The following is a 21,367-nucleotide window of genomic DNA, read 5'->3' as shown; positions in this document are numbered from 1 at the left end:
AGGTTACTCACAGTGCCCCGTCTTCCCGTCCTACTGGAAGCAGACCCCACCGCTCCGTTCCCGCCACCTGAACGGGCCTTGCGCAATCCGGACGGATTACTCGCGCTCGGTGGCGACCTGACCCCCACACGCCTGCTCGCCGCTTATGCGCACGGCATCTTCCCCTGGTACTCCGACGGCCAACCTATCCTGTGGTGGAGCCCTGATCCGCGCACGGTGTTCCGCAGCGACGGGGTGCGGCTGTCCTCGCGCTTGCGTCGCTGGCTACGGCAGTCGCCCTGGGTTGTCCGTGCCGACACCGCCTTTGCGCAGGTGATCGACGCCTGCGCGCAGACACCCCGGCCCGGCCAGGATGGCACCTGGATCACCACGCAAATGCGCGACGCTTACGTGACCCTGCACCGTGACGGACATGCCCATTCGGTGGAAGTCTTCGATGGCACTACACTGGTCGGTGGTCTCTATGGGGTGGCACGCGGGCGCATGTTCTTCGGCGAGAGCATGTTCAGTGCGCATAGCGGTGGCTCCAAGGTGGCCCTGGCGGCACTGGCGATGCGTCTGCACGAATGGGGCTGGCCGCTGATCGATGCGCAAGTGGAAAATCCGCACCTACTCAGCCTGGGTGCCGAGAAATGGCCGCGTGCGCGATTTCTCGCCGAGATCGCGCCGCTCGTCGCGGCATCCACCGAAACTGCATCGTGGACCCAGCGATTCGGGGATCTGGCAGTGATAGACATTGCCGGCGCCTGAGCGGGATTAACGCAAACTTTGCATGACCCGAGCAGGGCGAGTAGAATTCCCGCTCTTAAGGCCATTGGCCGCACACGAATCGCACAGGATTACATGTCGAAAGACGACTCCATCGAATTCGAAGGCACCGTCAGCGAGACGCTGCCCAACACCACCTTCCGGGTCAAGCTGGAAAACGGCCACGAGATCATCGCCCACATCTCCGGACGCATGCGCAAGAATTACATCCGCATCCTCACCGGCGACCGGGTGAAGGTCGAGATGACGCCTTACGACCTGACCAAGGGTCGGATCACCTACCGCATGAAGTAATCCCTGCGGCGCGGATAGCGAAAAGGCGGCCGGCGGCCGCCTTTTCACGTCTGCGACATCACACGCCAACCGGGAAGCTAGCGCAGCGACAACGGATTTGCTGTCGTCGCTGGCGCAGCTTTGACCTCAGTCCACCGTCGCCGGCAGCAGGCGCTCCGGCTCGGCCTGTGTGTCCACCACCAGCTCGCCATCGCGAACGTCGATGGTGACACGACCGCCATTGACCAGCTTGCCGAACAGCAACTCGTCGGCCAATGGACGCTTGATCTTGTCCTGGATCAAGCGTGACATCGGGCGTGCCCCCATCAATGGGTCGAAGCCGTGCTGGGCCAGCCAGTCGCGCGCGGTTGGCGTGGCCGACAAGGAGACATGCTTTTCCTGCAACAGCATCTCTAGTTCGATCACAAACTTATCGACGACGCGCAGGATGTGGTTGAAGGCCAGCGCTTCGAACTGCACAACAGCGTCCAGACGATTGCGGAATTCCGGCGTGAAGCTGCGGCGGATGATCTCCATCGCGTCGGTGGAGTGATCCTGCTGAGTGAAACCGATCGAGCGCCGCGAGGCCTGGGTCGCGCCGGCATTGGTGGTCATCACCAGGATCACGTTCTTGAAGTTGGCCTCGCGTCCGTTGGTATCGGTCAACATGCCGCGGTCCATGACCTGCAACAGGATGTTGAAGATGTCCGGATGGGCCTTCTCCACCTCGTCCAGCAACAGCACGCAGTGCGGTGTCTTGACGATTTTCTCGGTCAGCAGGCCCCCTTGGTCGAAACCGACATAGCCTGGAGGAGCGCCGATCAGCCGGCTGATCGAATGCGGCTCCATGTACTCGGACATGTCGAAGCGCACCAGTTCGATCCCCAACTGCAGCGCCAGTTGCTTGGTCACCTCGGTCTTGCCGACGCCAGTGGGACCGGCAAACAGGAAATTGCCAATCGGCTTCTCCGGATTGCTCAGGCCCGAACGCGCCAACTTGATCGACGACGCCAGTGTCTCGATGGCCGGGTCCTGACCGAAGATCACCATCTTGAGGTTGCGCTCCAGGTGCTGCAGCACGTCCTTGTCGGTGGCGCTGACCTGCTTGGCCGGGATCCGCGCCATCTTGGCGACGATGGTTTCGATCTCCTCGATGTCGATCAATTCCTTGCGCTCACCCTCCGGCAGCAGCCGCTGCCGCGCGCCGGCCTCATCGATCACGTCGATTGCCTTGTCCGGTAGCAAGCGGTCGCCGATGTGCTTGACCGATAGGTCAACGGCTGCCTGCAGCGCTTCATCGGCGTAGGTCACGCCATGATGCGCCTCATACTTGGGCTTGAGGCCTTGCAGAATTTCAAAGGTTTCGCCCACCGTCGGCTCGACGATGTCGATCTTTTGGAAGCGTCGAGCCAGCGCCCGGTCCTTCTCGAAGATGCCGCGATATTCCTGAAAGGTGGTCGAGCCAATGCAACGCAATTCGCCCGATGATAGCGCTGGCTTGATCAGGTTGGAGGCATCCATGGTGCCGCCGGATGCCGAGCCAGCACCGATGATGGTGTGGATTTCGTCGATGAACAGCACCGCATTGGGCACCTTCTTCAACGCACTCAACACTCCCTTGAGGCGTTTTTCGAAATCGCCACGGTACTTGGTACCGGCGACCAGGGCGCCCAGGTCCAGAGAAAAGATCACCGCATCGGCCAGCACCTCGGGCACGCTGCCTTCGACGATGCGCTTGGCCAAGCCTTCAGCGATCGCGGTCTTACCGACACCCGCCTCACCCACGTAGAGCGGGTTGTTCTTGCGACGGCGGCATAGCACCTGGATGGTGCGCTCGATCTCGTCGGCACGGCCGACCAGAGGATCGATCCGACCATTGCGCGCCTGTTCGTTCAGATTGGTGGCGAACTCGGCAAGCGCATCGCCTTTAGGCTCGCCCTCGCCCACTTCGCTTCTGGCTTCTCCATCGACGGATGGCGCAGCATGTTCGCCCTCTTCGCCCATTTTGGCGATGCCGTGGGAAAGGTAATTGACGATATCCAGCCGGGTGATGTCCTGTTGGTTCAGGAAATACACCGCATGCGAGTCCTTCTCGCCGAAGATCGCAACCAGCACATTGGCGCCAGTGACTTCTTTCTTGCCGGAGGACTGCACGTGGTAGACGGCACGCTGCAGAACCCGCTGGAATCCCAGCGTCGGCTGGGTATCGCGACCGTCATCTTCGGCAAGCCGCGCCACCGAGGCGTCGATGGCTTGTTCCAGATCGTTGCGCAGGCGATCAACGTCCGCTCCACATGCCTTGAGCACAGCTTGCGCAGAGGGATTATCGAGCAAAGCCAGTAGCAGGTGTTCGACCGTCATGAATTCGTGACGGGCTTCCCTGGCGCGCTTGTAGCACTGGCCGATGGTCTGCTCTAGATCTTTGCTGAACATGATTCACTCCGACGTCTATTGCCGACAATATTTGGCTTGAGTTGCGAATTACCACAACCGTATCGGATCAGTGTGTTCAGACAGCGTTAGTAAGTCCTTGCAGGCCGATCACATACGCCTAGCACTATCAGGTTTTTTCCATCGTACACAACAGCGGGTGCTGGTTCATCCGCGAGAACTCGTTCACCTGAGCCACCTTGGATTCAGCCACCTCACGGGTATACAAGCCGCACACCCCGCGGCCGCGCGTATGCACATGTAGCATCACCTGGGTGGCGCGCTCAAGATCCAAGGCGAAAAACTGCTGTAACACGGTCACCACGAACTCCATCGGGGTGTAATCGTCGTTCAGCAAAAGCACCTGGTACATCGGCGGGCGGGCAGTCTCCGGCTTACCGGTCTCTACCATGACGCCATGGTCGTGCTCAGGGGAATTCTTACGGGGCATAGCGCAATTATATACGCCCGCTGTCCGGCCGGATTGGACGATCGCCATCACTGCCCGCACAATTCTCTCCCCTCCGATGGCGCTTCGCATGCATTCGACAATTGCGATGGATACCGAACTCAACGACCGCAAGGATGCGTTGTGACGACACTGGCAGCGTCCCACTGGCAGCCGGATGTGACCGTGGCGACCATCGTGGCGCACGATGGCCGCCTGCTGCAGGTGGAAGAAGCCATTGGCGGCGCGTTGGTACTGAACCAACCTGCGGGTCATCTGGAGCCAGACGAGAGCCTGGTGGAGGCCGCTGTGCGCGAGACGCTGGAAGAAACCGGCTGGCAGGTACGCCCCAGCGCATTTATCGGTGCCTACCAATGGAAGGCTGATAACGGCCGCCATTACCTACGCTTCGCGTTTGCTGCCGATCCGCTGGAACACCACCCGCACAGGCCGCTGGATACCGGTATCGTGCGCGCGCTTTGGATGACTCCGGCCGAGTTGCAGAGCGCCCAACCGCGCTGGCGCAGTCCGTTGGTGTGGCAGACCGTGGCCGATTTCCTTGCAGGGCAACGCTACCCACTAGACCTGGTGCGACAGTTGGCATGAGCGCACCACACATCATGGTCGGCGTCTCAGGAGGGGTGGATTCGTCGGTCGCGGCTTGGCAACTGGTGCAACAGGGGCACGCGGTGTCCGGACTGTTCATGCAGAACTGGGCCGACGACGGCAGCGTCGATGCGCAAGAAGGAGCGAGCGACGCCGAAAGCGGGAAACCGAAAGCGAGCGCATGCCGCGCCGAGACCGACCGACGCGATGCGGTGGCGGTCTGCGGCATGCTCGGCATTCCATTCCATTTTCGCGACTTCTCAAAGGAGTACTGGCAAGGCGTATTCGCGCACTTCCTGGCCGAATACGCCGCCGGGCGCACTCCCAATCCGGACGTGCTGTGTAATCGCGAGGTCAAATTCAAGCATTTCCTGGACGCGGCACGCGACCTTGGCGCCGAGCGCATCGCGACAGGCCACTATGCGCGGGTGACATTTACTGATCGTCGTTGGCGGCTGCTGCGCGGGCTGGATCGCAACAAGGACCAAAGCTATTTCCTGCACCAGCTGGGCCAGGCGCAACTCGCTGCGACCCTCTTCCCTGTAGGCGAGCTGCCCAAGGAACAGGTGCGACGCATCGCCCGCCAAGCGGGTTTGCCGACCCACGCCAAGAAGGACTCCACTGGCATCTGTTTCATCGGCGAACGCGACTTCCGCACATTCCTGAGCCGCTACCTGCCGGCCCGGCGCGGAGAGATCCGCGACCCGCACGAGCACATCGTGGCCGAGCACCCCGGCGTGTTCTATTTCACCCTGGGCCAGCGCGAAGGCCTGAACATCGGCGGTGTGCGCGGTCGGGCCGCAGCGCCGTGGTACGTGATCGGCAAAGATGTGGCGCGCAATGTGCTGTACGTCGACCAGGACCGCGACAGCCCCCATCTGATGGCCACGCAACTGCGCTCGGAAAACGCGCATTGGATTGCCGGCGCGCCACCAGCGCGGCATTTCGCATGTCGTGCGCAAACCCGCTACCGGCAGGCCGACGAACCGTGCATGGTCGAAGTCAGCGACGATGGCACCCTGACGGTACGCTTCGAGCGTCCGCAACGGGCCGTGACGCCGGGACAATCCCTGGTGCTGTACCAGGGCGAAGAGTGCCTAGGCGGGGCCGTGATCGCCACCACCGATGCCCCGCTGGAGCGCCGTCTGGCGCAGCGGGCGACTGCAACACACGAGGACACCAACCGATGATCGACACCATGGATACGCGCATGCTGGCGCTGGCAGGCATGGCCCAGGCCCTGCAGCAGGTACGCCGTATCGCCGAAACCGGCCACTCGGAGGCATCATTGGTCCGCACTCTGCTCGACAGCGTGTTCCGGATCGATGCACCGAGCGCAGAGGCGGTTTACGGCCACCGCAGCGACTTGGTGCCTGGCATGCGCCTATTGCACCAATACTTTCGCAATCAGGGTCAGGACGAGGTGTTACCACGCCTGGCGCTGGCGGTCATCCAACTGGAGCGTCGTCTCGTCAGCGACACCGAAACCGATGGCAAAATCAGCCGCGGCATCACTGGGGCCGCTTTACTGCTGGAACGGCATGGCGACAGTACGCATCCTGAGGTAATCGAAGCACTGGGCCAGCTCTATGCTCAGACTATCAGCCACTTACGTCCTCGGGTGATGGTACAGGGTAATCCACATTATCTCGGTCAGGCCGGGGTGGTCGCGGAGATCCGTGCTCTGCTGTTGGCCGCAGTGCGCTCTGCGGTCCTGTGGCGGCAGTTGGGCGGTAGTTTGTGGGATTTCCTCCTGGCCAAGCGGCGCATGCGTGAAGCCGTAGACCGGGCATTGCGCTGAACCTCAACGCTTTTGCCATCAAATACTCGCCAGATACGTTAATGGATCCGATAGCCTTAAGACGATTAACGCCAGTCCGCACCTAAAGAGCAGCAGGGGGCGGCCGATACAGCAATCGTGACTTTGCCGAGAACGTCCATGTATTCACGCCTCCTGATCCGTCTGGCCGCTCCGCTTGCCCTGACGTTGCTGTTCCCCATCGCTGCCGGCTTGGATTGGCCAGCCCCGGTCCGTTGGGCCATTCTCTCCACGATGACGTTGAGCTGGTTGGGCTTCGCCGCCTGGACCATCTACAGCCAAGGCCGGCGCTCGCCGGAACAGGCCAAAATCATGCGTGAACAGGATCAATTACTGAACGAGCTGCGCAGCTTCGTAGGCAATGAGATCGATGGATCGCGCGGGGATATCGAACGTGCCCGCGAACTGATCCGCCAGGCGGTCAGCGGCTTAGGCAACAGCTTCGAGGCAATGAATCGTAAATCGCGTCAGCAGAGCGTGGCGCTGGCACGGATCGTGGATCGTGCTGGCGAAGAAGGCGGCGCCGGGGTGGACGTGGCCCGGTTCGCCCAACATGCCAGCCAGCGCATGGAACAGTTGGTGGAAGCACTGGAACAAGTCAGCGGCCAGAGCAGCACCACGGTGCACTACATCGACGACATGTCGCAGCACCTGGACGGCATCTTCGCCCTGCTGGAGGATGTCAAGTCGATCGCCGACCAGACCAACCTGCTGGCGTTGAATGCGGCCATCGAAGCGGCGCGCGCTGGCGAAGCGGGCCGCGGCTTCGCGGTGGTGGCCGACGAGGTACGCAATCTGTCCGAGCGTTCCACCACCTTCAACGAACAGATACGCAAGCTGGCGCACAGCTCCAAGGACGCCATCGCCAAGGTGCGCGAGACGGTCTCACACATGGCCTCGCGCGACATGGACCGCTCCCGCGAGGCACGCGCCGAGGCTGCGGCGATGCTCGATAACGTGGCGGCGATCAATCACTCCCTCGGCGACAGCATGCGCGAGATTTCCGAATGCGGCCGCTCCATCGACAGCAGTGTCGCCGAAGCAGTGCGCGCCCTGCAGTTCGAGGACATCGCGACCCAGGCGCTGGGGGGCGTGCATACCCACATGGACCGTCTGGCCGCGATCAACCGCGAAGCGGTGGCCCTGCAGGAACTGTTGCACCGCAATGGCGGAGTATTCGACAGCGAACTGATCGATGCGCTGCAGCGGGTCGGCAAGCGTCTGCGCGATATGCGCACGGAATGGGAGCGCCCGCCGCACAAGCCGGTGGCGCAGCAGAGCATGGGCGCAGGCACGGTGGAATTGTTCTGAGTCTGGCTTGATCGCTTCCACACTATGAATCGACACGTCCCCGGTTCTACCGGGGCGTGTCGTCTATGCCCTACTCGCTTGGCCTAGCCGATGCATTTCCAGTCCCTTCCCAGAGGTGCGGTCATGTCCTGCGATGCGCGCAGCGATACGAGCGACACAGTACCGAGCGATACATGCGCACCGGCAGCGGACGCAGTTGCTCCAGCAGTGCCGCTGCGTCAGCACACGGGCAGCGTCCTGCGCCAACTGGAAACACTGGCCCAGGCCGAGCTGCACAAGATGCAGATTGCCCGTCCCTCCACGCCGCAGAACGCCTGCATTGACGACAGCGTCTGGGCCAGTCTGGCCTGGGACATGGGACTGAACGGAACCGACATCGACGCTGCCGGCACGCCGGAACCGATCATCAATTTTGTCTTGCACGACATCGACTGAGCGATCCTCGCCGCTGTCACGTTGAGGTCGCTGCGTCGCGCGCCCTTCAGCTCGGGTTTTCCAACGAGAACAGGTCGGCCTGCTTGTCGTAGGCGAAATACTCGGCGTAACGCGCCCAACTGGTCACCGCCTGCACGGTTTCCGTCGCATAGTCCTCCGACATGTGATCCTCCAGCTCGTCGCGGAAACGTCGCGCCGGTGCATGGTGTGCTGGACGCTCGTCGAGCACGCGCCGGATGTGCGCGGCCAGCGGCACATAGGTGGCCAGATGCTGGGCGAACAGTTGCTTGCGCGCATCGGTGCCGAGTTCGGCGAAACGCTGCCCTGCTGGGGTCAACTGCAGATCGCCCTTTTCGAAGACGGCAAAGCGCAACAATTGCAGGGTCTCGGCAATCGGGAAAAGTTCGTCGACTTCCAATTGCAAACCGGCCGCTAGAGGTGGCAGGTCGGCGCGGCCATGGTAGGGCTCGGCAGCGACCGCCTCGATCAAGCCAGCCAGCAGATTGCTCGACACTCGCGGCAGCACCATGGCAATGCCGCTGCCAGGAAAGACGCCCTCGCGTGCCTGTGGACGCTGCGGACTGGCGGTCATGCGCGCATAGATGTCGTCGACCAGCGCGCGAAACGCTGGCGCAAGTCGATTGCGCGGTTGCGGCAGGGTGACTTGAATCTCGCCGATCACCCGGCCCGGATTGGCGCCGAAGATCACGATGCGGTCGCACATCAACACCGCTTCCTCGATGTTGTGGGTCACCATCAGGATCGATTCGATCGGCATACGTCCTTCCGACCACAGATCCAGCAGGTCGGTGCGCAAGGTTTCGGCGGTCAGCACGTCCAGCGCAGAGAAGGGCTCGTCCATCAGCAGCAGCTTCGGTCGCACCACCAGCGCCCGCGCCAGACCCACGCGCTGGCGCATGCCTCCGGACAACTCCTTCGGATAGGCTCCCTCGTAGCCATCCAGGCCAATCAGGTCGATCGCCGCCAGCGAGCGGCGGCGCCGTTCGTCGACCTCCACCCCACGCGCCTCCAGCCCGACTTCCACGTTCTGCAGTACGGTCAACCATGGGAACAGCGCGAAGCTTTGAAACACCATCGCAATGTCGTCGGGCGCTTGATTCGGCGCAGCGTCGCGGAAGGCAATGCTGCCGGCGCTGGGCTGCAGCAAGCCGGCGATGGCGCGCAGCAAGGTCGACTTGCCCGAACCGGAACGGCCGAGTAAACCGACGATCTGCCCGGAGTTCAGGGTCAGGTCGACGTCCTCCAGCACCACCAACGGTGTCGCCCCACCCTTGTCGTAGCTCTTGCGCACACCCTGTACGCGGACCAGCGGTGCGCGCTCGGGAGCGCTTGCGGAAAAGCTCATGATCGGTCTCCTTGGATCAGTCAAAACGCAGCCGGCGTTCGGCAAAGACATATAGCCGCCGCCACACCGCACGGTTGAAGATGCTCACGAACAGCGACATCACCGCCACACCGAGCAGAACCCGTGCGCCATCGCCAGCCGCGGTGGCACGCGCGATATAGGAGCCCAGGCCGTAGGCCTGCACATGGCGATCGCCCCAACTGGCCAGCTCGGCCACGATGCTGGCATTCCAAGAGCCACCGGAAGCGGTCAGCGCGCCGGTCACGTAATACGGGAAAATGCCCGGCAGAATCACTCGCCGCCACCACGTCCACGAGCGCAGCCGGTAGATGCTGGCGGCTTCGCGCAGGTCGGTGGGAAAAGCACTGGCGCCAGCAATCACGTTGAACAGGATGTACCACTGCGTGCCCAATATCATCAGTGGCGACAGCCAGATGTTCGGGTTGGCGCCAGTGGCGATGATTGCCAAGACCACAAACGGGAATAGAACGTTGGCGGGGAACGCAGCCAGGAACTGCGCCAACGGCTGCACCCGTTGCGCCACCTTCGGGCGTAGACCGATCCAGACCCCGATCGGCACCCATACCAGACTGGCAAGCGCAATCAGCACAACCACCCGTAGCAAGGTGGCCAGGCCACCGCAGAACGCATCGCCCAGATCGTGCAGACTCAAATGGTGGCGGCCGTAGTCGAAGGCAAACCAAGCCGCCGTCAAGCCCGCGGCAGCCAGCGACGCACCCCATACACGATCCCCCCAGACCGCGCCGCGCCCCCGCGACGCCTGCGCCGTGTTCACCGATGCTCGTCGCGGCGTCCATCGCAGCAGCAAAGTGCGCTGCCAGGCCCACGCCAAGGGCGCGGCCAGGCGCTTGATCAGACGAGTACGGCGCAATAAGTCGTACAACCACGACTGCGGCTTGTCCTGCGAGGCGGTCAACTCGACGCGGAATTTGTCCGACCAGGCAACGATGGGACGGAACAACAATTGGTCGTACAAGGCGATCAGCACCGCCATCGCCAGCACCGCCCAGGCGACCGCGCCGAAGTTACGCTGGCCGATCGCCAGTGCGAGGTAAGCGCCGATGCCTGGTAGCTGCAAGGTGTGATCGCCAACGGTAATGGCCTCGGAGGCAACGACGAAGAACCAGCCGCCGGACATCGACATCATCATGTTCCAGATCAGCGATGGGGTGGCATAAGGCGCTTCCAGCCGCCAGAACCGCTGCCAGGCGCTCAAGCCGAAACCACGCGCCACCTCGTCCAGATCGCGCGGCACATTGCGCAGTGACTGGTAGAACGAGAACGCCATATTCCAGGCTTGGCTGGTGAAAATGGCGAAGATCGAGGCCAGCTCGGCACCGATCTGCCGACCAGGAAACAGGCCAAGAAAGAAGGTCACGGTAAAGGTAAGGAAACCCAGCACCGGCACCGACTGCAGGATGTCCAGCGCGGGCACGATCACCCGCTCTGCACGCCGGCTCTTGGCTGCCAGGGTCGCCACCACGAAGGTGAACAACAACGAGGCCGCCATGGCCGCGAACATGCGCAAGGTGGTGCGCAGGCCGTACTCGGGCAATTGCCATAGGTCCAGCGACACCGAGGTTGTGCCGGGCGGCGGCAGCGGCGCGCGCATGTCGGCGGCACCATGCAGCAACAGCACGCCCAAGCCCAGCAGCAGTGCGAACACCGTCAGATCGTGCAGGTTGGGCAACACACCGGGACGTGCCCCGCTCTGTCCAGGCGCGGAACGGTCGCGAACGAATGGAACCATGTGGAAGATCCGGCAAAGGCGGCAAGAAGCCGCGGCAATTGAAAAATACGCTGGCGCGATCGCGCAGCCGAACGATCAGTCTGACCGGGAAAAATGTACGCTGCGGGTCAACCGCTTTCGGCCGGTCCGTAGCCGATGCCGGGCGCCCTGCATACGCCAGCGCGCACCCGCCTGTATCGCCGCACTGAGACGCGCCGCAGCGCACACCAGCGCAGGTGAGCAGACGGACTCGCCGTCATGGTAGCGGGCAGTAGCAATCGCGATGACAGACACATGGATGGCTCCGGATACGGAAATGCCGTAGGCCAACACTTGGGGTCTTCGCGGATCGGGCTTGCTTTGCGCGGGAATCGAGCCAGCAACTCAGCGAGGCTGGCGAATGATCCCATCCTGAGCGGACGGGATCCATCTGGGACAACCCAGACCATGGCAATCCTGTCAGCTAGGTAGCTGCAGCGTCGGTCTAGGATGACTGTCCAAGGTGAGTGGCCTCTGGCCGGGAACAATGGTGGCGCAGTATAGCCAGCCCATCAGACACCGCAAGTCCAGCGCGTGATCAGGGCTGGCTTACATTCACGGCGTCGCCAGCTCCAGACAGGGTTGCGGTACCGATTCGGCATGCTGGCGCGCGCGCAACCAGGCGGCCAGTTCACGCGGCGGCAGCGGCCGCGAATGCAGATAGCCCTGGATTTCGTCGCAGCCCTGCTCGCGCAGCAGCTCATCTTCCTGCACTGTTTCCACGCCCTCTGCCACCACCTGCATGCCCAATGCGTGGCCCAGCTGCACGATCGCCTGGGTGACTTTGGCGGTACCGCTATCGTGCAACATGTCCTGCACGAAGCTGCGGTCGATCTTGAGCCGTTGTACCGGGAAACGATTGAGGTAGTGCAGATTGGAAAATCCGGTGCCGAAATCGTCCACCGCCAGGAGCACGCCTTCCTGCTCGAACAGTTCGAAGCAGCGCCGTAACGATTCGGTGTCGCGGATCAAAGCGGACTCGGTCAGCTCCAGTTCCAGTCGCTTCGGCGACCAACCGTTGCGCTGGCATAGCTCGATCACCCGCTCGGCAAAGCCACGGTCGCGTAACTGCATCGCCGAGACATTGACCGAGACCCGGTCGAAACTCAGTCCGGCCGCATCCCAGGCGGCCGCCTGACGGCAAGCCTCGCTGATCACCCAGTCGCCCAGGCGCACGATCTCCCCGCACTCCTCCGCGATCGGAATGAATTCGGCCGGATTGCAATGGCCATGGCCGGGCCGGTACCACCGCAGGAGCGCTTCGACCGCCGGCGGATGACCATCTGCCGTATGCACCAGCGGCTGGTACACCAACGAGAATTCCTCGCGGTCCAGCGCCCCATGCAGCGCGTGCTCGATCTCCAAACGCCGCTGCGCGCGCAGCAACACGTCCTGGCTGTAGTAGTGGCAAGTATTGCGGCCGGATTCCTTGGCAGCGTACATCGCCGCGTCGGCGGCGCGCAGCAAGCTGTCGAAATCCTGACGCCCGTCCTCCATGAGCGCGATGCCGATGCTGGCCCCGATCTTGATGACGTTCTCGCCGTTGGGCAACGGCTCGGCCAGCGCCGTGATCAGCTTACGGGCGACGTGTTCGGCATCACCGGGTTCGGCCAGATCGCGCAATACCAGCAAGAACTCATCGCCGCTTAAACGACCCAACAGGTCGCTGGTGCGCAGTTGCTGGTGCATCCGCGATGCGGCCAGCTTCAACAAAGCATCGCCGGCGGCATGGCCGAAAGAATCATTGATACTTTTGAAGCCATCCAAATTGACGAACAGCATCGCCAACGTACTGCCTCGTTCTATCGCATCGTGCATTGCCTTTTCGGACTGTTCGCGCAGCAATTGCCGGTTCGGCAATCCGGTCAACAGGTCGTAGTGCGCCAGCAGTTCGATGCGTTCGTTGGCCTCGCGTTCGTGAGTGATGTCGCGGAACAGCACCACAAAGCGCGGCGGTAGACCATCGCGTTCGTCCAGTTCGATCAGCACCTGCACCCAGATACGCTGACCCGACGGACGATGGAAACACAGGTCCAATTGCTCCGGAAGGCTACCTTCGACGATCCGCGCCAACGCAGCCTCGAACGCATCGCGCGAGTCTTGGGTATATAGCGAAAGCGCCTGGTGCAGCTCGATGGTTTCCTTGCGCAGGCCATGAATCCGATAGCACTCCTCGGTCCACTGCATGCGCCGGGTGGACACTTCGATTTCGCAGCCACCGATTTTACCCAGCGCCGAAACACGGTTGAGGAGTTCGGTACGCCAGCGAATCAGCGCATCGGTCTGGCGTTGCTCGGTGATGTTCTGGACTTGGCCTAAAATACGTTGAATGGCGCCATCGCTTCCCAACTGCGGCTGTGCCCAGACCCGCAGATGCAATGGTGCGTGGTTGTCACAGCGCAGTTCCACTTCAAAATTGACAGGTTTTTTATCGCGCCGCATGCGGCGCCAGCTCGAGACCAATTGCACCGACGAATCACGGCTGAGCAAACGCAGCCAAGCGCGGCTATTGGGTACCTGCTCTTCATTCAAGCCGGTGACACGCTGAAATTCGTGCGAGCACCAGAGCTGGTCATGTCGCGGATCCCAGGACCAACTGCCCATGCACGTCATGCGCTGCGCCTCGCGCAGCAAGGTCTGTTGGTCGAGTAGACGCTGCTCCAACAGCTTCTGCTCGTGGATATCCGTATGCGTGCCGACCATGCGCAGCGGACGACCATCGGCGGTCCGCGCTACGATCCGGCCACGGTCCAAGATCCAGTGCCAATGCCCGTCCTGCCCACGTAGGCGGAACTCGCACATGTAGGTCGCGGTACGGCCATCGAAATGGGCACGGATCGCCTGCTGCAGGCGCTCCTTGTCCTGCTCATGTACGAGCGGCAGCAAGCCGTTGAACCCGTGGAATGGGGCGTCACCCGCGTAACCGAGCATCTGCTTCCAGCGCTCGGAACGGAAGATTGTGTCGCTGGGAATGTCCCAGTCCCATAGGCCGTGGTCAGCGCTCTCAAGGGCGATCTCCCAACGCGTGGCGCCATCGCTGCCAACCGGCTCAGGAACGCTCAAAGTGTATGCAAGCAGAGCGCCGCTCTCGTCGCGCACGGAGCGCAACCAACCGTCCAGCCGCCGCCCCGCGCTACCAGGCAGCGTACAGGCCAGCATGTTCTCACCATCGACCAATCGCTCGCGCATATCACGCATGAGCTGGGCATAGGCCTCAACGGTGCGCGGCAAGCCCAACACCTGCGCTGACTGATTGGCAGCCAGAGGCCTACCTTCGGCGTCCAGCAGGACAATTGCCGAGGTAAGCGGATGCTGCAGCAAGCTTGCAATGAGGCCTTGGTCCACGCCCAGATGCTCCGTTTCGCCACGCAGAAGAGCTGTGGACAGGGGTGATAGCGGCATGTGGCAGGATTAATTGAGCGCTGGAAGCCGTCGATGGGCCGCAGCGTCCATCACCCGCTAAGATGTTCGTCAGAGACGAACCACTGCAACAGGCTGCCGGAGTATGCAATCACAACGCGGGAGCTCTCCACCTTCCCAGGCTCCATCCGGCATACGTTTGGCGCGACGGCTGGATCGCGGCATCTGGCGCACTGTGCTGCTGTATCTTGCGCTGGGTTTGCTCTGGTCCATCGCCAGCCAATTGCTGCTCGCCTATTTTGTGAAAGACTCCGCAACATTGGTTGTCTTGCAGTTGCTGAACGAAGCGGTGTTCCTGGCCATCACCGCGGTTGCCCTCTACCGTTTGCTGCATCCACTGGTTCGTGGCGCGATGCGGGCACATGCGCGCTTGGCGCTGTCGGAAGCCGGTTATCGGCAGATGTTCCAGGCCAATTCCAGCCCCATGTTGGTCTACAACTTGGAAAGCCTGCGGGTCATCGACGCAAACCCAGCCGCGGTGGTCTTCTTCGGCTGGTCCCACGATGAATTCGTCGGGCTGGAACTGGTGAAGTTGTGGCCCCCCAGCGTCAGTGCCCGCATGGCCGAGGTGATCGAGACGATCCGGCAAACGCCTTCGAAAATCTGCGTGGTCGCCGAGCCGCTATGTATGCGCGACGGCAGCCAGCGTATGGCCGAGGCGCGTAGCAGCAGCCTGGATTACATGGGGCATCAGGCACGCCTGGTGGTCATCAGCGACCGTAGCGCCGAATACGATGCACAACAACGCCGCGATCAGGCTTTGCAGCACCTGCAAGAAGCCCAGAGCATCGCACGCCTAGGGTCCTGGCAACTCGATAGAGCCAGCGGTCTGGGGATCTACTCAGACCAGGTCTATCGCATGCTTGGCCGGCGCGTACCGGAGCATCCGCGACAGCATCGCCTGGAAGAGTTGCTTGTCCCAAGCGATGTCGCATCGCAAGTGCGCCTGCAGCGTGTCATCGAAGATCTGTGCGGCGCCGAGCCGCTACAACTGGACATGCTGCTGCCGGTGCTGGCCGCAGATGGTCAGGCGCGGATGCTGCATCTGCGCGCCGAATCGGCGAACGCCGAGGACGGCTCCGCTTGCGTGCGCGGCACCCTTCAGGACGTGACCGAACACGAACGCTCACGGCGCCTGCTGCACGAACGCGAGGAGCAGTTTCGCGAACTGGTGCGCGTGCTGCCGGACGGTGTGGTGATCCTGCACCAGGAACATGTGCTGTACGCCAATGCGGCTTGTGCAGTGCAGTTCGGCTATGAAGGCGAGAACCTGCTCGGCGAGCCATTGCAGAGCTTAGTCAACAAGGCCAGCCTGGCAGAGGTACGCGAGCAGATGGGCACTGCCGCAAACAAGGGTAAACCCGGCAACGCCGCGCTGATGCGCCGTCGCGATGGCTCGCTATTCCACGCAGGGTTGTCGTTCGGTAACGTCCGCTACAGTGGACGCGACTGTAAGCTCTTGATCGTGCGCGACCTCAGCGAACCCGAGCGCATGCGCGATGCGCTGACGCAGAGCAACGGCGAACTACAGGCGATGGCACGACGTCTGTTTTCATTGCAGGAGGATGAGCGCCGCGCCATTTCGCGCGACCTGCACGACGACATCGGCCAGGCGATTACCGCCATGAAACTGTCCGCACATGCCGCACTGGACGAAACCGACGCCTCACGACGCCGCGAGGATCTCGCCGAGATCGTACAATTGGCAGACAGCAGCATCACCAAGCTGCGCAACCTATCCACCCTACTGCGCCCCCCGCAACTGGACGCACTCGGCTTGGAAGCGGCATTGCGCTGGCAAGCAGGCATGCTGTTTCGCGCTTCAGCGGTGCGCCTGCATCTGGACATCGCCACGTTGCCCCAGCGTCCCAGCAGTGAGGTCGAGCAGGCCTGCTTCCGCATCGCTCAGGAGAGCCTGACCAACGTACTGCGTCACGCCAGCGCCGGTGAAGTGCGGATGACGCTGAGCGACGAGCAACACGGCCAACTGCATCTAGAGGTGGTCGACGATGGCGATGGCTTCGATCCGACCGGCCCGCGTGGCCTAGGCCTGATCGTGATGCGCGAACGGGCGCAGAGCGCCGGCGGCACCCTGCAAATCGATACGGCCCCGGGCACTGGCACTCGGGTGACACTGTACCTACCCTACACAACCGCGGCGACGCCTCCCTCACCTGGATCTTGACTCGATGTGGAATCCCGCTGCCGCCGACACTGCGGACGACGAACTCCCTTCGCGCTTGGGTGCCGGACACCCGGCGCTGGCCGGAATGATCGCCGAAGCGCTGGCCGGTGGACCGGGAGTGATGCTGCTCCACATCGACATCGACCACTTCGCCTCGATCAACGAGAACATGAATCCGGAGGTCGGCGATCAGGCGCTGGCGCTGCTGACGCACCGGCTGCAGGCCCACCTGCGTGGTCGCGGCTTGCTATGGCGCCACGGCAGCGACGAACTGGTCATGGCGGTGCCGCGCACCGCTGACGTACCGCCCGCGGAAATGTTCGCCGAGGAAATTCGCCAGCAGATCGAACTGCCACTTTCGGTCCTGCCCTACACACTCTTCATGACCGGCAAAGTCGGCGTGAGTCTGTGCCCGGAACATTCGACCCGTCTGTCCAAACTGCTCGACTATGCCGAAGACGCGGTCTATCAAGCCGCGCGTGAGGGCGGCAACCTGGTTCGCCTCTACGCCGCCGACGGCCCACCCAGCGCGCACAGCGAAAGCATCATCTCGCGGCAGATCGTCGACGCTATTCCCAACGGCGAGCTGCGCTTGCGCTACCAACCCATGGTCAGCGCGCGCGATGGTCGCGTGGTCGGTATGGAATCGCTGCTGCGCTGGCAGTCGCCGACGCTTGGAATCCTCGTCCCTGAGCGCTTCATGCGTACCGCCGAACGCCTGGGGGTCATCGTGCAGATCGGCACCTGGGTGATGGAAGGCGCATTGCGCCAGGCGCGGCTGTGGCGCGACCAGGGCTTCGACGATTTCACCATCGCGGTCAATGTGTCCACGTTGCAACTGCTGCGCCCGACCTTCTTCAACGAGGTCATGTCGGCGCTGCAAGCAGCCGGCGTGCCACCCCAGATGGTGGTGTTGGAAATCAACGAGAGCGCACTGACCAATAACGTCAATTTCGTCTACGAGACCCTTGCCAACCTGTGCCGTGAAGGTATCAGCTTGAGCCTGGACAACTTCGGCACCGGCGACTCCAGCCTCAGCGCGCTGGTGCGCTATCCGGTGGACAAACTCAAAATCGACCGCAGCTTCATCAAAAGCGCACCGGCCGGCAACCGCGAGGCCGCCATCGCCCGCGCCATTATCGCCATGGGACACCAGTTAGGCATGGTGGTGATCGCAAACGGCGTTGAATCGCAGGCGCAACTGGGTTTCTTACGGCGCAACGACTGCGATATTTTCCAAGGCTACCTGTTCGGCGAGCCGATGTCGGCCGAAGCAGCGGGCATGGCGCTGCGGCGCCGTTACCTGCGCCCGGAATCCTTTGCCGAAACCCGACCGGACCGTACCCTGCTGTTGCTGGACGACGAGGAAAACGTACTGCGCTCCCTGGTCCGCCTGTTCCGCCGCGACGGCTATCGGATCCTTGCCGCCGGTAACGTCCGCGATGCCTTCGATCTGCTTGCCACCAACGACGTGCAGGTGATCCTGTCCGACCAGCGCATGTCCGACATGAGCGGCACCGAGTTCCTCGGCCGGGTCAAGATGCTCTACCCCGATACGATCCGCCTGGTGTTGTCCGGCTACACCGACCTGGCCACGGTCACCGATGCGATCAACCGCGGCGCGATCTATCGCTTCCTGACCAAGCCCTGGAACGACGACGAACTGCGCGAACATATCCGCCAGGCATTCCGCACGCACGACGATCAGCGCCGGGACGGACAGGCCTGAGATGGTGCCGCCACTGGCGTGCCAAACTCCAAAGAATCGACGCTCGCCACGTCTGCATGTCGACCATGGCGTTGACCTGGCAAGTCACCGGCACAGTCACATCACTTGGGTTGGCGTACCGGAATCACGATTCTAAAAGTGGAGCCTTCACCGACACTGCTGGATACGTCGATACGGCCATGGTGCTTGTTGACGATGCCGTAGGAGATCGACAGGCCCAGCCCAGTCCCACTGCCAACTGGCTTGGTAGTGAAGAAAGGATCGAAAATGCGTTGCAACAGATCGGCCGCAATGCCGGAGCCGGAATCCTTGAACTCGATCCAGACCTGATCGCCATCCTGACCGGTACTGACGACGATGGTGCCACGCTCTCCGATCGCCTGACCAGCGTTGAGCAGCAGGTTCATGTACACCTGATTGAGCTCAGATGGCAGGCACTCGACCAGCGGCAGGTTGCCGTAGTGGCGCTCCAGAGTGACCTTGTACTTGAGCTCGTTCCAGATGATGTTGATCGTGGATTCCAGGCCCGAATGCAGATCCACCAACTTCCATGAATCCTCGCGACCGGAATACGAAAAATCCTTGAGATCGCGAACGATGCGCGTCACTCGTTCGATGCCCTCGCGCGACTCGGCCATTAATTGCGGCAGATCGCGGCTGATGAAGTCGATGTCGAAGCGGTTGCGGATGTCGTCGATTTCCGGAATCAACGCTTTCGGTTCCGGCGCACGCAACGCGCGCTCGTATGCCTCGATCAAAGTAAACAGGCTGCGTAGATACTCTTGCAGGCTACCCAAATTAGAGTGGACATAGCCGATCGGATTGTTGATCTCGTGGGCGACGCCAGCGGCGAGTTGGCCGATGGAAGCCATTTTCTCCGACTGCAGCAGCTTTTCCTGTGCGCCGTTGAGACGCAAATAGGCTTGACGCAACTCATCGTGGCGTCGCTGCAATTCCTGCTCGTAATCCTGCTGCCCTTCGATGCCCTGGATCAGCATCAGGTAATGGCCGTCATCGACACCGAAGCCGACCTGGAAATACAGATGCGCCAGCACCACGTGCTGCTCGGTCGGTAAGCTTCCACTCCAACGGCCGCTGTTGCGTGCTTGCGACAGCGCATCGCCCGGCAACCATTGCGCCAGATGCGCACTCAGCGTGCCAGCATCGACACCGGATAGATAAGCTCGAGCGGCTCTATTGGCCAACACCAATTGACCATCGGCGCGGAACAGCACCACGCCTTCGTACAATAGTTCGCTCAATGCAACCAGGTGCTCCCGAGACGGTAGGACGACCGGGGCAGCGGAATCGATATCGACGAAATTCACGACGGTGGGCGGGGTGGTCGACGGGCGTTCAATATACGCCGTTGCCACCGCTGCGTGCGCGCCCCCGACAAAGGGGCGCGGAGAGATCAGGCGATCGCCAGGTGACGTTGCATGAGCGGCGTGCTCGATTGGCCTTTGGCGTCGTAGGCCGAAGCACTCTCGCTGCGGCCCAAATGACGTAGCGCCCAATTCACTTCACGCCGACGCCGTGCCAACAGCGCGCCGTTGGCGCGATTGGCGTCGGCCAGCTCGCGTAGGCGCAATTCCACCTCAGTCCCCGCCGGCACGTCTGCTTCCAGTGCGCGCAATGCGGCCAATTTGGCGCTGGTGGCCTGCATCAGACCTTCCACATCGTGATCCAACAACGCTTGCCGTTCACCGACGAGCGCGTCGCTAAGTTCTTGCAAGGGAGTGGTCACGGATGTGTTCATGCGCCGAGTTGCCTATCCATATCGATCATCCGGCTGGCAATGGCCTCCGGGTTGATCTTGTAGCTACCGTTCTGCAACGCGCTGCGGACTGCCTCGACGCGCTGCGTGTCAACCGCCGGGGCGGCCGCCAATTTACGTTGTATGTTCTGTAGTCCGGAGGCCTCGCCGGTCAGGCGTAGGCTATCGGTGGCGGCAGTCGCACCGACCGCACGGCTCTGATCTTCCTCGGATGCGCCAGAGGCGCTCTTGGTTCTGACAGACGAAGTGCGGAGTGTGGCCGAGGTCGACAAACTACCTTCAATTTTCTGGCTCATCACGCTGGTCCTGCTACGGGTTCGAATGTGATAACGACGTTACGATCCAGAACTTTAGGGGATTTGTCATCGCGTCACCAAAACGTCTCCATTTTGTGACACAGTTCCCTGAACGATGCGGCGAGACGACAAGTTTTCGACGGTGACCCGCTCATTTTCGCCTGCATCGCTCATGGCTCGACCGGCCATACGCACTTCCAACCCACCCTTGCGTGCCACCAGCGCCACATTGTCGCCGCGCCGAACCAGCCTCGGCGAGACCAAATCGCTGAGCGATAGTAAGGTACCGGCAGGCAAGGTCCGCCGGACCAGCTTGCCCACCGCCACGGCCGGGTCGGTCATCACGGCCCCGACGATCCGCGCAGCATCGCGCGTCTCAGCCACGATATCGGCGGCACCGATGGTCTCTCCAGCGCTCAGGCCGCGCGCCAACACCAATACCTGTTGCATGCGCCGAACCTTGACCGGCACAAACAGCCGCCAGCCAGCATCGCGCGGACAACTCACTTCCACCGTCGTGGTGCCGGTCGGCTGCGCTTGCAGCGGCACCGGACACAGCGGCACCCGAACCGCCGGATCCAGCGTCGCCTCAGCCTCAGTGCCTGGGCCTAGTGTCGACAGTGCTGCCGCACGGATCGTCTCCACCGGTTGGAATTCATCGGCCCAGGCAGGCGTGGCCACAAGTAGCATCAGCAACAGGATCGGACGCATCACC

At 62.2% G+C, this 21,367-nt stretch carries 18 protein-coding genes; 9 read left to right on the top strand and 9 right to left on the bottom strand.

Annotated elements, in window-relative coordinates:
- Nucleotides 1-12: 12 nt before the first annotated feature.
- Complete coding sequence (gene aat, locus XALGPE39_RS06460) at nucleotides 13-750, top strand: leucyl/phenylalanyl-tRNA--protein transferase (protein WP_045727475.1); 738 nt, start codon at nucleotides 13-15, stop codon at nucleotides 748-750.
- A gap of 93 nt (nucleotides 751-843) precedes the next feature.
- The gene (gene infA, locus XALGPE39_RS06455) at nucleotides 844-1,062 is read left to right on the top strand and encodes a translation initiation factor IF-1 (RefSeq protein WP_004425677.1); all 219 of its coding nucleotides are present in this window, start codon (nucleotides 844-846) and stop codon (nucleotides 1,060-1,062) included.
- 126 nt (nucleotides 1,063-1,188) lie between these two features.
- Here the strand turns inward: infA and clpA are convergent, their stop codons facing one another.
- Complete coding sequence (gene clpA, locus XALGPE39_RS06450) at nucleotides 1,189-3,474, bottom strand: ATP-dependent Clp protease ATP-binding subunit ClpA (protein ID WP_045727474.1); 2,286 nt, start codon at nucleotides 3,472-3,474, stop codon at nucleotides 1,189-1,191.
- Between the two features lie 127 nt (nucleotides 3,475-3,601).
- The gene (clpS, locus tag XALGPE39_RS06445) at nucleotides 3,602-3,922 is read right to left on the bottom strand and encodes an ATP-dependent Clp protease adapter ClpS (protein ID WP_045729018.1); all 321 of its coding nucleotides are present in this window, start codon (nucleotides 3,920-3,922) and stop codon (nucleotides 3,602-3,604) included.
- Between the two features lie 150 nt (nucleotides 3,923-4,072).
- Between clpS and XALGPE39_RS06440 the strand changes: the two genes are divergently transcribed.
- The 5 genes from XALGPE39_RS06440 (at nucleotide 4,073) to XALGPE39_RS06420 (ending at nucleotide 8,090) form a co-directional block, all read left to right on the top strand.
- Complete coding sequence (locus XALGPE39_RS06440) at nucleotides 4,073-4,525, top strand: NUDIX hydrolase (RefSeq protein ID WP_045729017.1); 453 nt, start codon at nucleotides 4,073-4,075, stop codon at nucleotides 4,523-4,525.
- Nucleotides 4,522-5,715: a tRNA 2-thiouridine(34) synthase MnmA gene (mnmA, locus tag XALGPE39_RS06435; protein ID WP_045727473.1), complete on the top strand. Its 1,194-nt coding sequence runs from the start codon at nucleotides 4,522-4,524 to the stop codon at nucleotides 5,713-5,715. The genes XALGPE39_RS06440 and mnmA overlap by 4 nt, the downstream gene beginning before the upstream one ends.
- A complete protein-coding gene (gene hflD / locus XALGPE39_RS06430) occupies nucleotides 5,712-6,326 on the top strand; it encodes a high frequency lysogenization protein HflD (RefSeq protein WP_045727472.1) in 615 nt (204 codons plus the stop codon). Before mnmA ends, hflD begins: the two co-directional genes overlap by 4 nt.
- Nucleotides 6,327-6,464: 138 nt before the next feature.
- Complete coding sequence (locus XALGPE39_RS06425) at nucleotides 6,465-7,655, top strand: methyl-accepting chemotaxis protein (RefSeq protein WP_045727471.1); 1,191 nt, start codon at nucleotides 6,465-6,467, stop codon at nucleotides 7,653-7,655.
- A gap of 123 nt (nucleotides 7,656-7,778) precedes the next feature.
- Complete coding sequence (locus XALGPE39_RS06420) at nucleotides 7,779-8,090, top strand: hypothetical protein (protein ID WP_045727470.1); 312 nt, start codon at nucleotides 7,779-7,781, stop codon at nucleotides 8,088-8,090.
- 46 nt (nucleotides 8,091-8,136) lie between these two features.
- Here the strand turns inward: XALGPE39_RS06420 and XALGPE39_RS06415 are convergent, their stop codons facing one another.
- From XALGPE39_RS06415 to XALGPE39_RS06405, 3 genes are all read right to left on the bottom strand, one after another.
- A complete protein-coding gene (locus XALGPE39_RS06415) occupies nucleotides 8,137-9,456 on the bottom strand; it encodes a nitrate/sulfonate/bicarbonate ABC transporter ATP-binding protein (RefSeq protein ID WP_045727469.1) in 1,320 nt (439 codons plus the stop codon).
- 16 nt (nucleotides 9,457-9,472) lie between these two features.
- On the bottom strand, nucleotides 9,473-11,227 hold the full coding sequence (locus XALGPE39_RS06410; protein ID WP_045727468.1) for an ABC transporter permease subunit: 1,755 nt from the start codon (nucleotides 11,225-11,227) through the stop codon (nucleotides 9,473-9,475).
- Nucleotides 11,228-11,800: 573 nt separating this feature from the next.
- Entirely contained in the window at nucleotides 11,801-14,590 is a 2,790-nt protein-coding gene (locus XALGPE39_RS06405; RefSeq protein WP_045729016.1) for a bifunctional diguanylate cyclase/phosphodiesterase, read from the bottom strand.
- A 160-nt stretch (nucleotides 14,591-14,750) separates the two neighbouring features.
- Here XALGPE39_RS06405 and XALGPE39_RS06400 point away from each other — a divergent pair, with 160 nt between their 5' ends.
- A complete protein-coding gene (locus XALGPE39_RS06400) occupies nucleotides 14,751-16,850 on the top strand; it encodes a PAS domain S-box protein (RefSeq protein ID WP_045727467.1) in 2,100 nt (699 codons plus the stop codon).
- A 4-nt stretch (nucleotides 16,851-16,854) separates the two neighbouring features.
- On the top strand, nucleotides 16,855-18,579 hold the full coding sequence (locus XALGPE39_RS06395; protein WP_045727466.1) for an EAL domain-containing protein: 1,725 nt from the start codon (nucleotides 16,855-16,857) through the stop codon (nucleotides 18,577-18,579).
- A gap of 101 nt (nucleotides 18,580-18,680) precedes the next feature.
- Here XALGPE39_RS06395 and XALGPE39_RS06390 read toward each other — a convergent pair whose 3' ends face one another.
- The 4 genes from XALGPE39_RS06390 to flgA all read right to left on the bottom strand — a co-directional run bounded on the left by XALGPE39_RS06390 (nucleotide 18,681) and on the right by flgA (nucleotide 21,363).
- On the bottom strand, nucleotides 18,681-19,892 hold the full coding sequence (locus tag XALGPE39_RS06390; protein WP_200893906.1) for an ATP-binding protein: 1,212 nt from the start codon (nucleotides 19,890-19,892) through the stop codon (nucleotides 18,681-18,683).
- A gap of 101 nt (nucleotides 19,893-19,993) precedes the next feature.
- Entirely contained in the window at nucleotides 19,994-20,338 is a 345-nt protein-coding gene (locus tag XALGPE39_RS06385; RefSeq protein ID WP_045727464.1) for a flagella protein, read from the bottom strand.
- Nucleotides 20,335-20,652, bottom strand: coding sequence for a flagellar biosynthesis anti-sigma factor FlgM (gene flgM / locus XALGPE39_RS06380; protein WP_045727463.1), 318 nt, complete (start codon nucleotides 20,650-20,652; stop codon nucleotides 20,335-20,337). Before flgM ends, XALGPE39_RS06385 begins: the two co-directional genes overlap by 4 nt.
- 66 nt (nucleotides 20,653-20,718) lie before the next feature.
- Nucleotides 20,719-21,363 carry a flagellar basal body P-ring formation chaperone FlgA gene (gene flgA / locus XALGPE39_RS06375; RefSeq protein WP_045727462.1) on the bottom strand — a complete coding sequence of 215 codons (645 nt, stop codon included), beginning with the start codon at nucleotides 21,361-21,363 and terminating at the stop codon, nucleotides 20,719-20,721.
- Nucleotides 21,364-21,367 lie beyond the last annotated feature (4 nt).

Source organism: Xanthomonas sp. GPE 39 (assembly GCF_000963005.1).
GTDB lineage: Bacteria > Pseudomonadota > Gammaproteobacteria > Xanthomonadales > Xanthomonadaceae > Xanthomonas_A.
This window is presented reverse-complemented; position numbering and strand designations above follow the sequence as displayed.

Coding starts and splice junctions, on each gene's coding strand:
- clpS (WP_045729018.1), bottom strand. CDS start 3,922: ATGCCCCGTAAGAATTCCCCTGAGCACGACCATGGCGTCATGGTAGAG.
- hflD (WP_045727472.1), top strand. CDS start 5,712: ATGATCGACACCATGGATACGCGCATGCTGGCGCTGGCAGGCATGGCC.
- XALGPE39_RS06385 (WP_045727464.1), bottom strand. CDS start 20,338: ATGAACACATCCGTGACCACTCCCTTGCAAGAACTTAGCGACGCGCTC.
- flgA (WP_045727462.1), bottom strand. CDS start 21,363: ATGCGTCCGATCCTGTTGCTGATGCTACTTGTGGCCACGCCTGCCTGG.
- XALGPE39_RS06415 (WP_045727469.1), bottom strand. CDS start 9,456: ATGAGCTTTTCCGCAAGCGCTCCCGAGCGCGCACCGCTGGTCCGCGTA.
- infA (WP_004425677.1), top strand. CDS start 844: ATGTCGAAAGACGACTCCATCGAATTCGAAGGCACCGTCAGCGAGACG.
- clpA (WP_045727474.1), bottom strand. CDS start 3,474: ATGTTCAGCAAAGATCTAGAGCAGACCATCGGCCAGTGCTACAAGCGC.
- mnmA (WP_045727473.1), top strand. CDS start 4,522: ATGAGCGCACCACACATCATGGTCGGCGTCTCAGGAGGGGTGGATTCG.
- XALGPE39_RS06420 (WP_045727470.1), top strand. CDS start 7,779: ATGTCCTGCGATGCGCGCAGCGATACGAGCGACACAGTACCGAGCGAT.
- XALGPE39_RS06410 (WP_045727468.1), bottom strand. CDS start 11,227: ATGGTTCCATTCGTTCGCGACCGTTCCGCGCCTGGACAGAGCGGGGCA.
- flgM (WP_045727463.1), bottom strand. CDS start 20,652: ATGAGCCAGAAAATTGAAGGTAGTTTGTCGACCTCGGCCACACTCCGC.
- XALGPE39_RS06395 (WP_045727466.1), top strand. CDS start 16,855: ATGTGGAATCCCGCTGCCGCCGACACTGCGGACGACGAACTCCCTTCG.
- XALGPE39_RS06400 (WP_045727467.1), top strand. CDS start 14,751: ATGCAATCACAACGCGGGAGCTCTCCACCTTCCCAGGCTCCATCCGGC.
- XALGPE39_RS06425 (WP_045727471.1), top strand. CDS start 6,465: ATGTATTCACGCCTCCTGATCCGTCTGGCCGCTCCGCTTGCCCTGACG.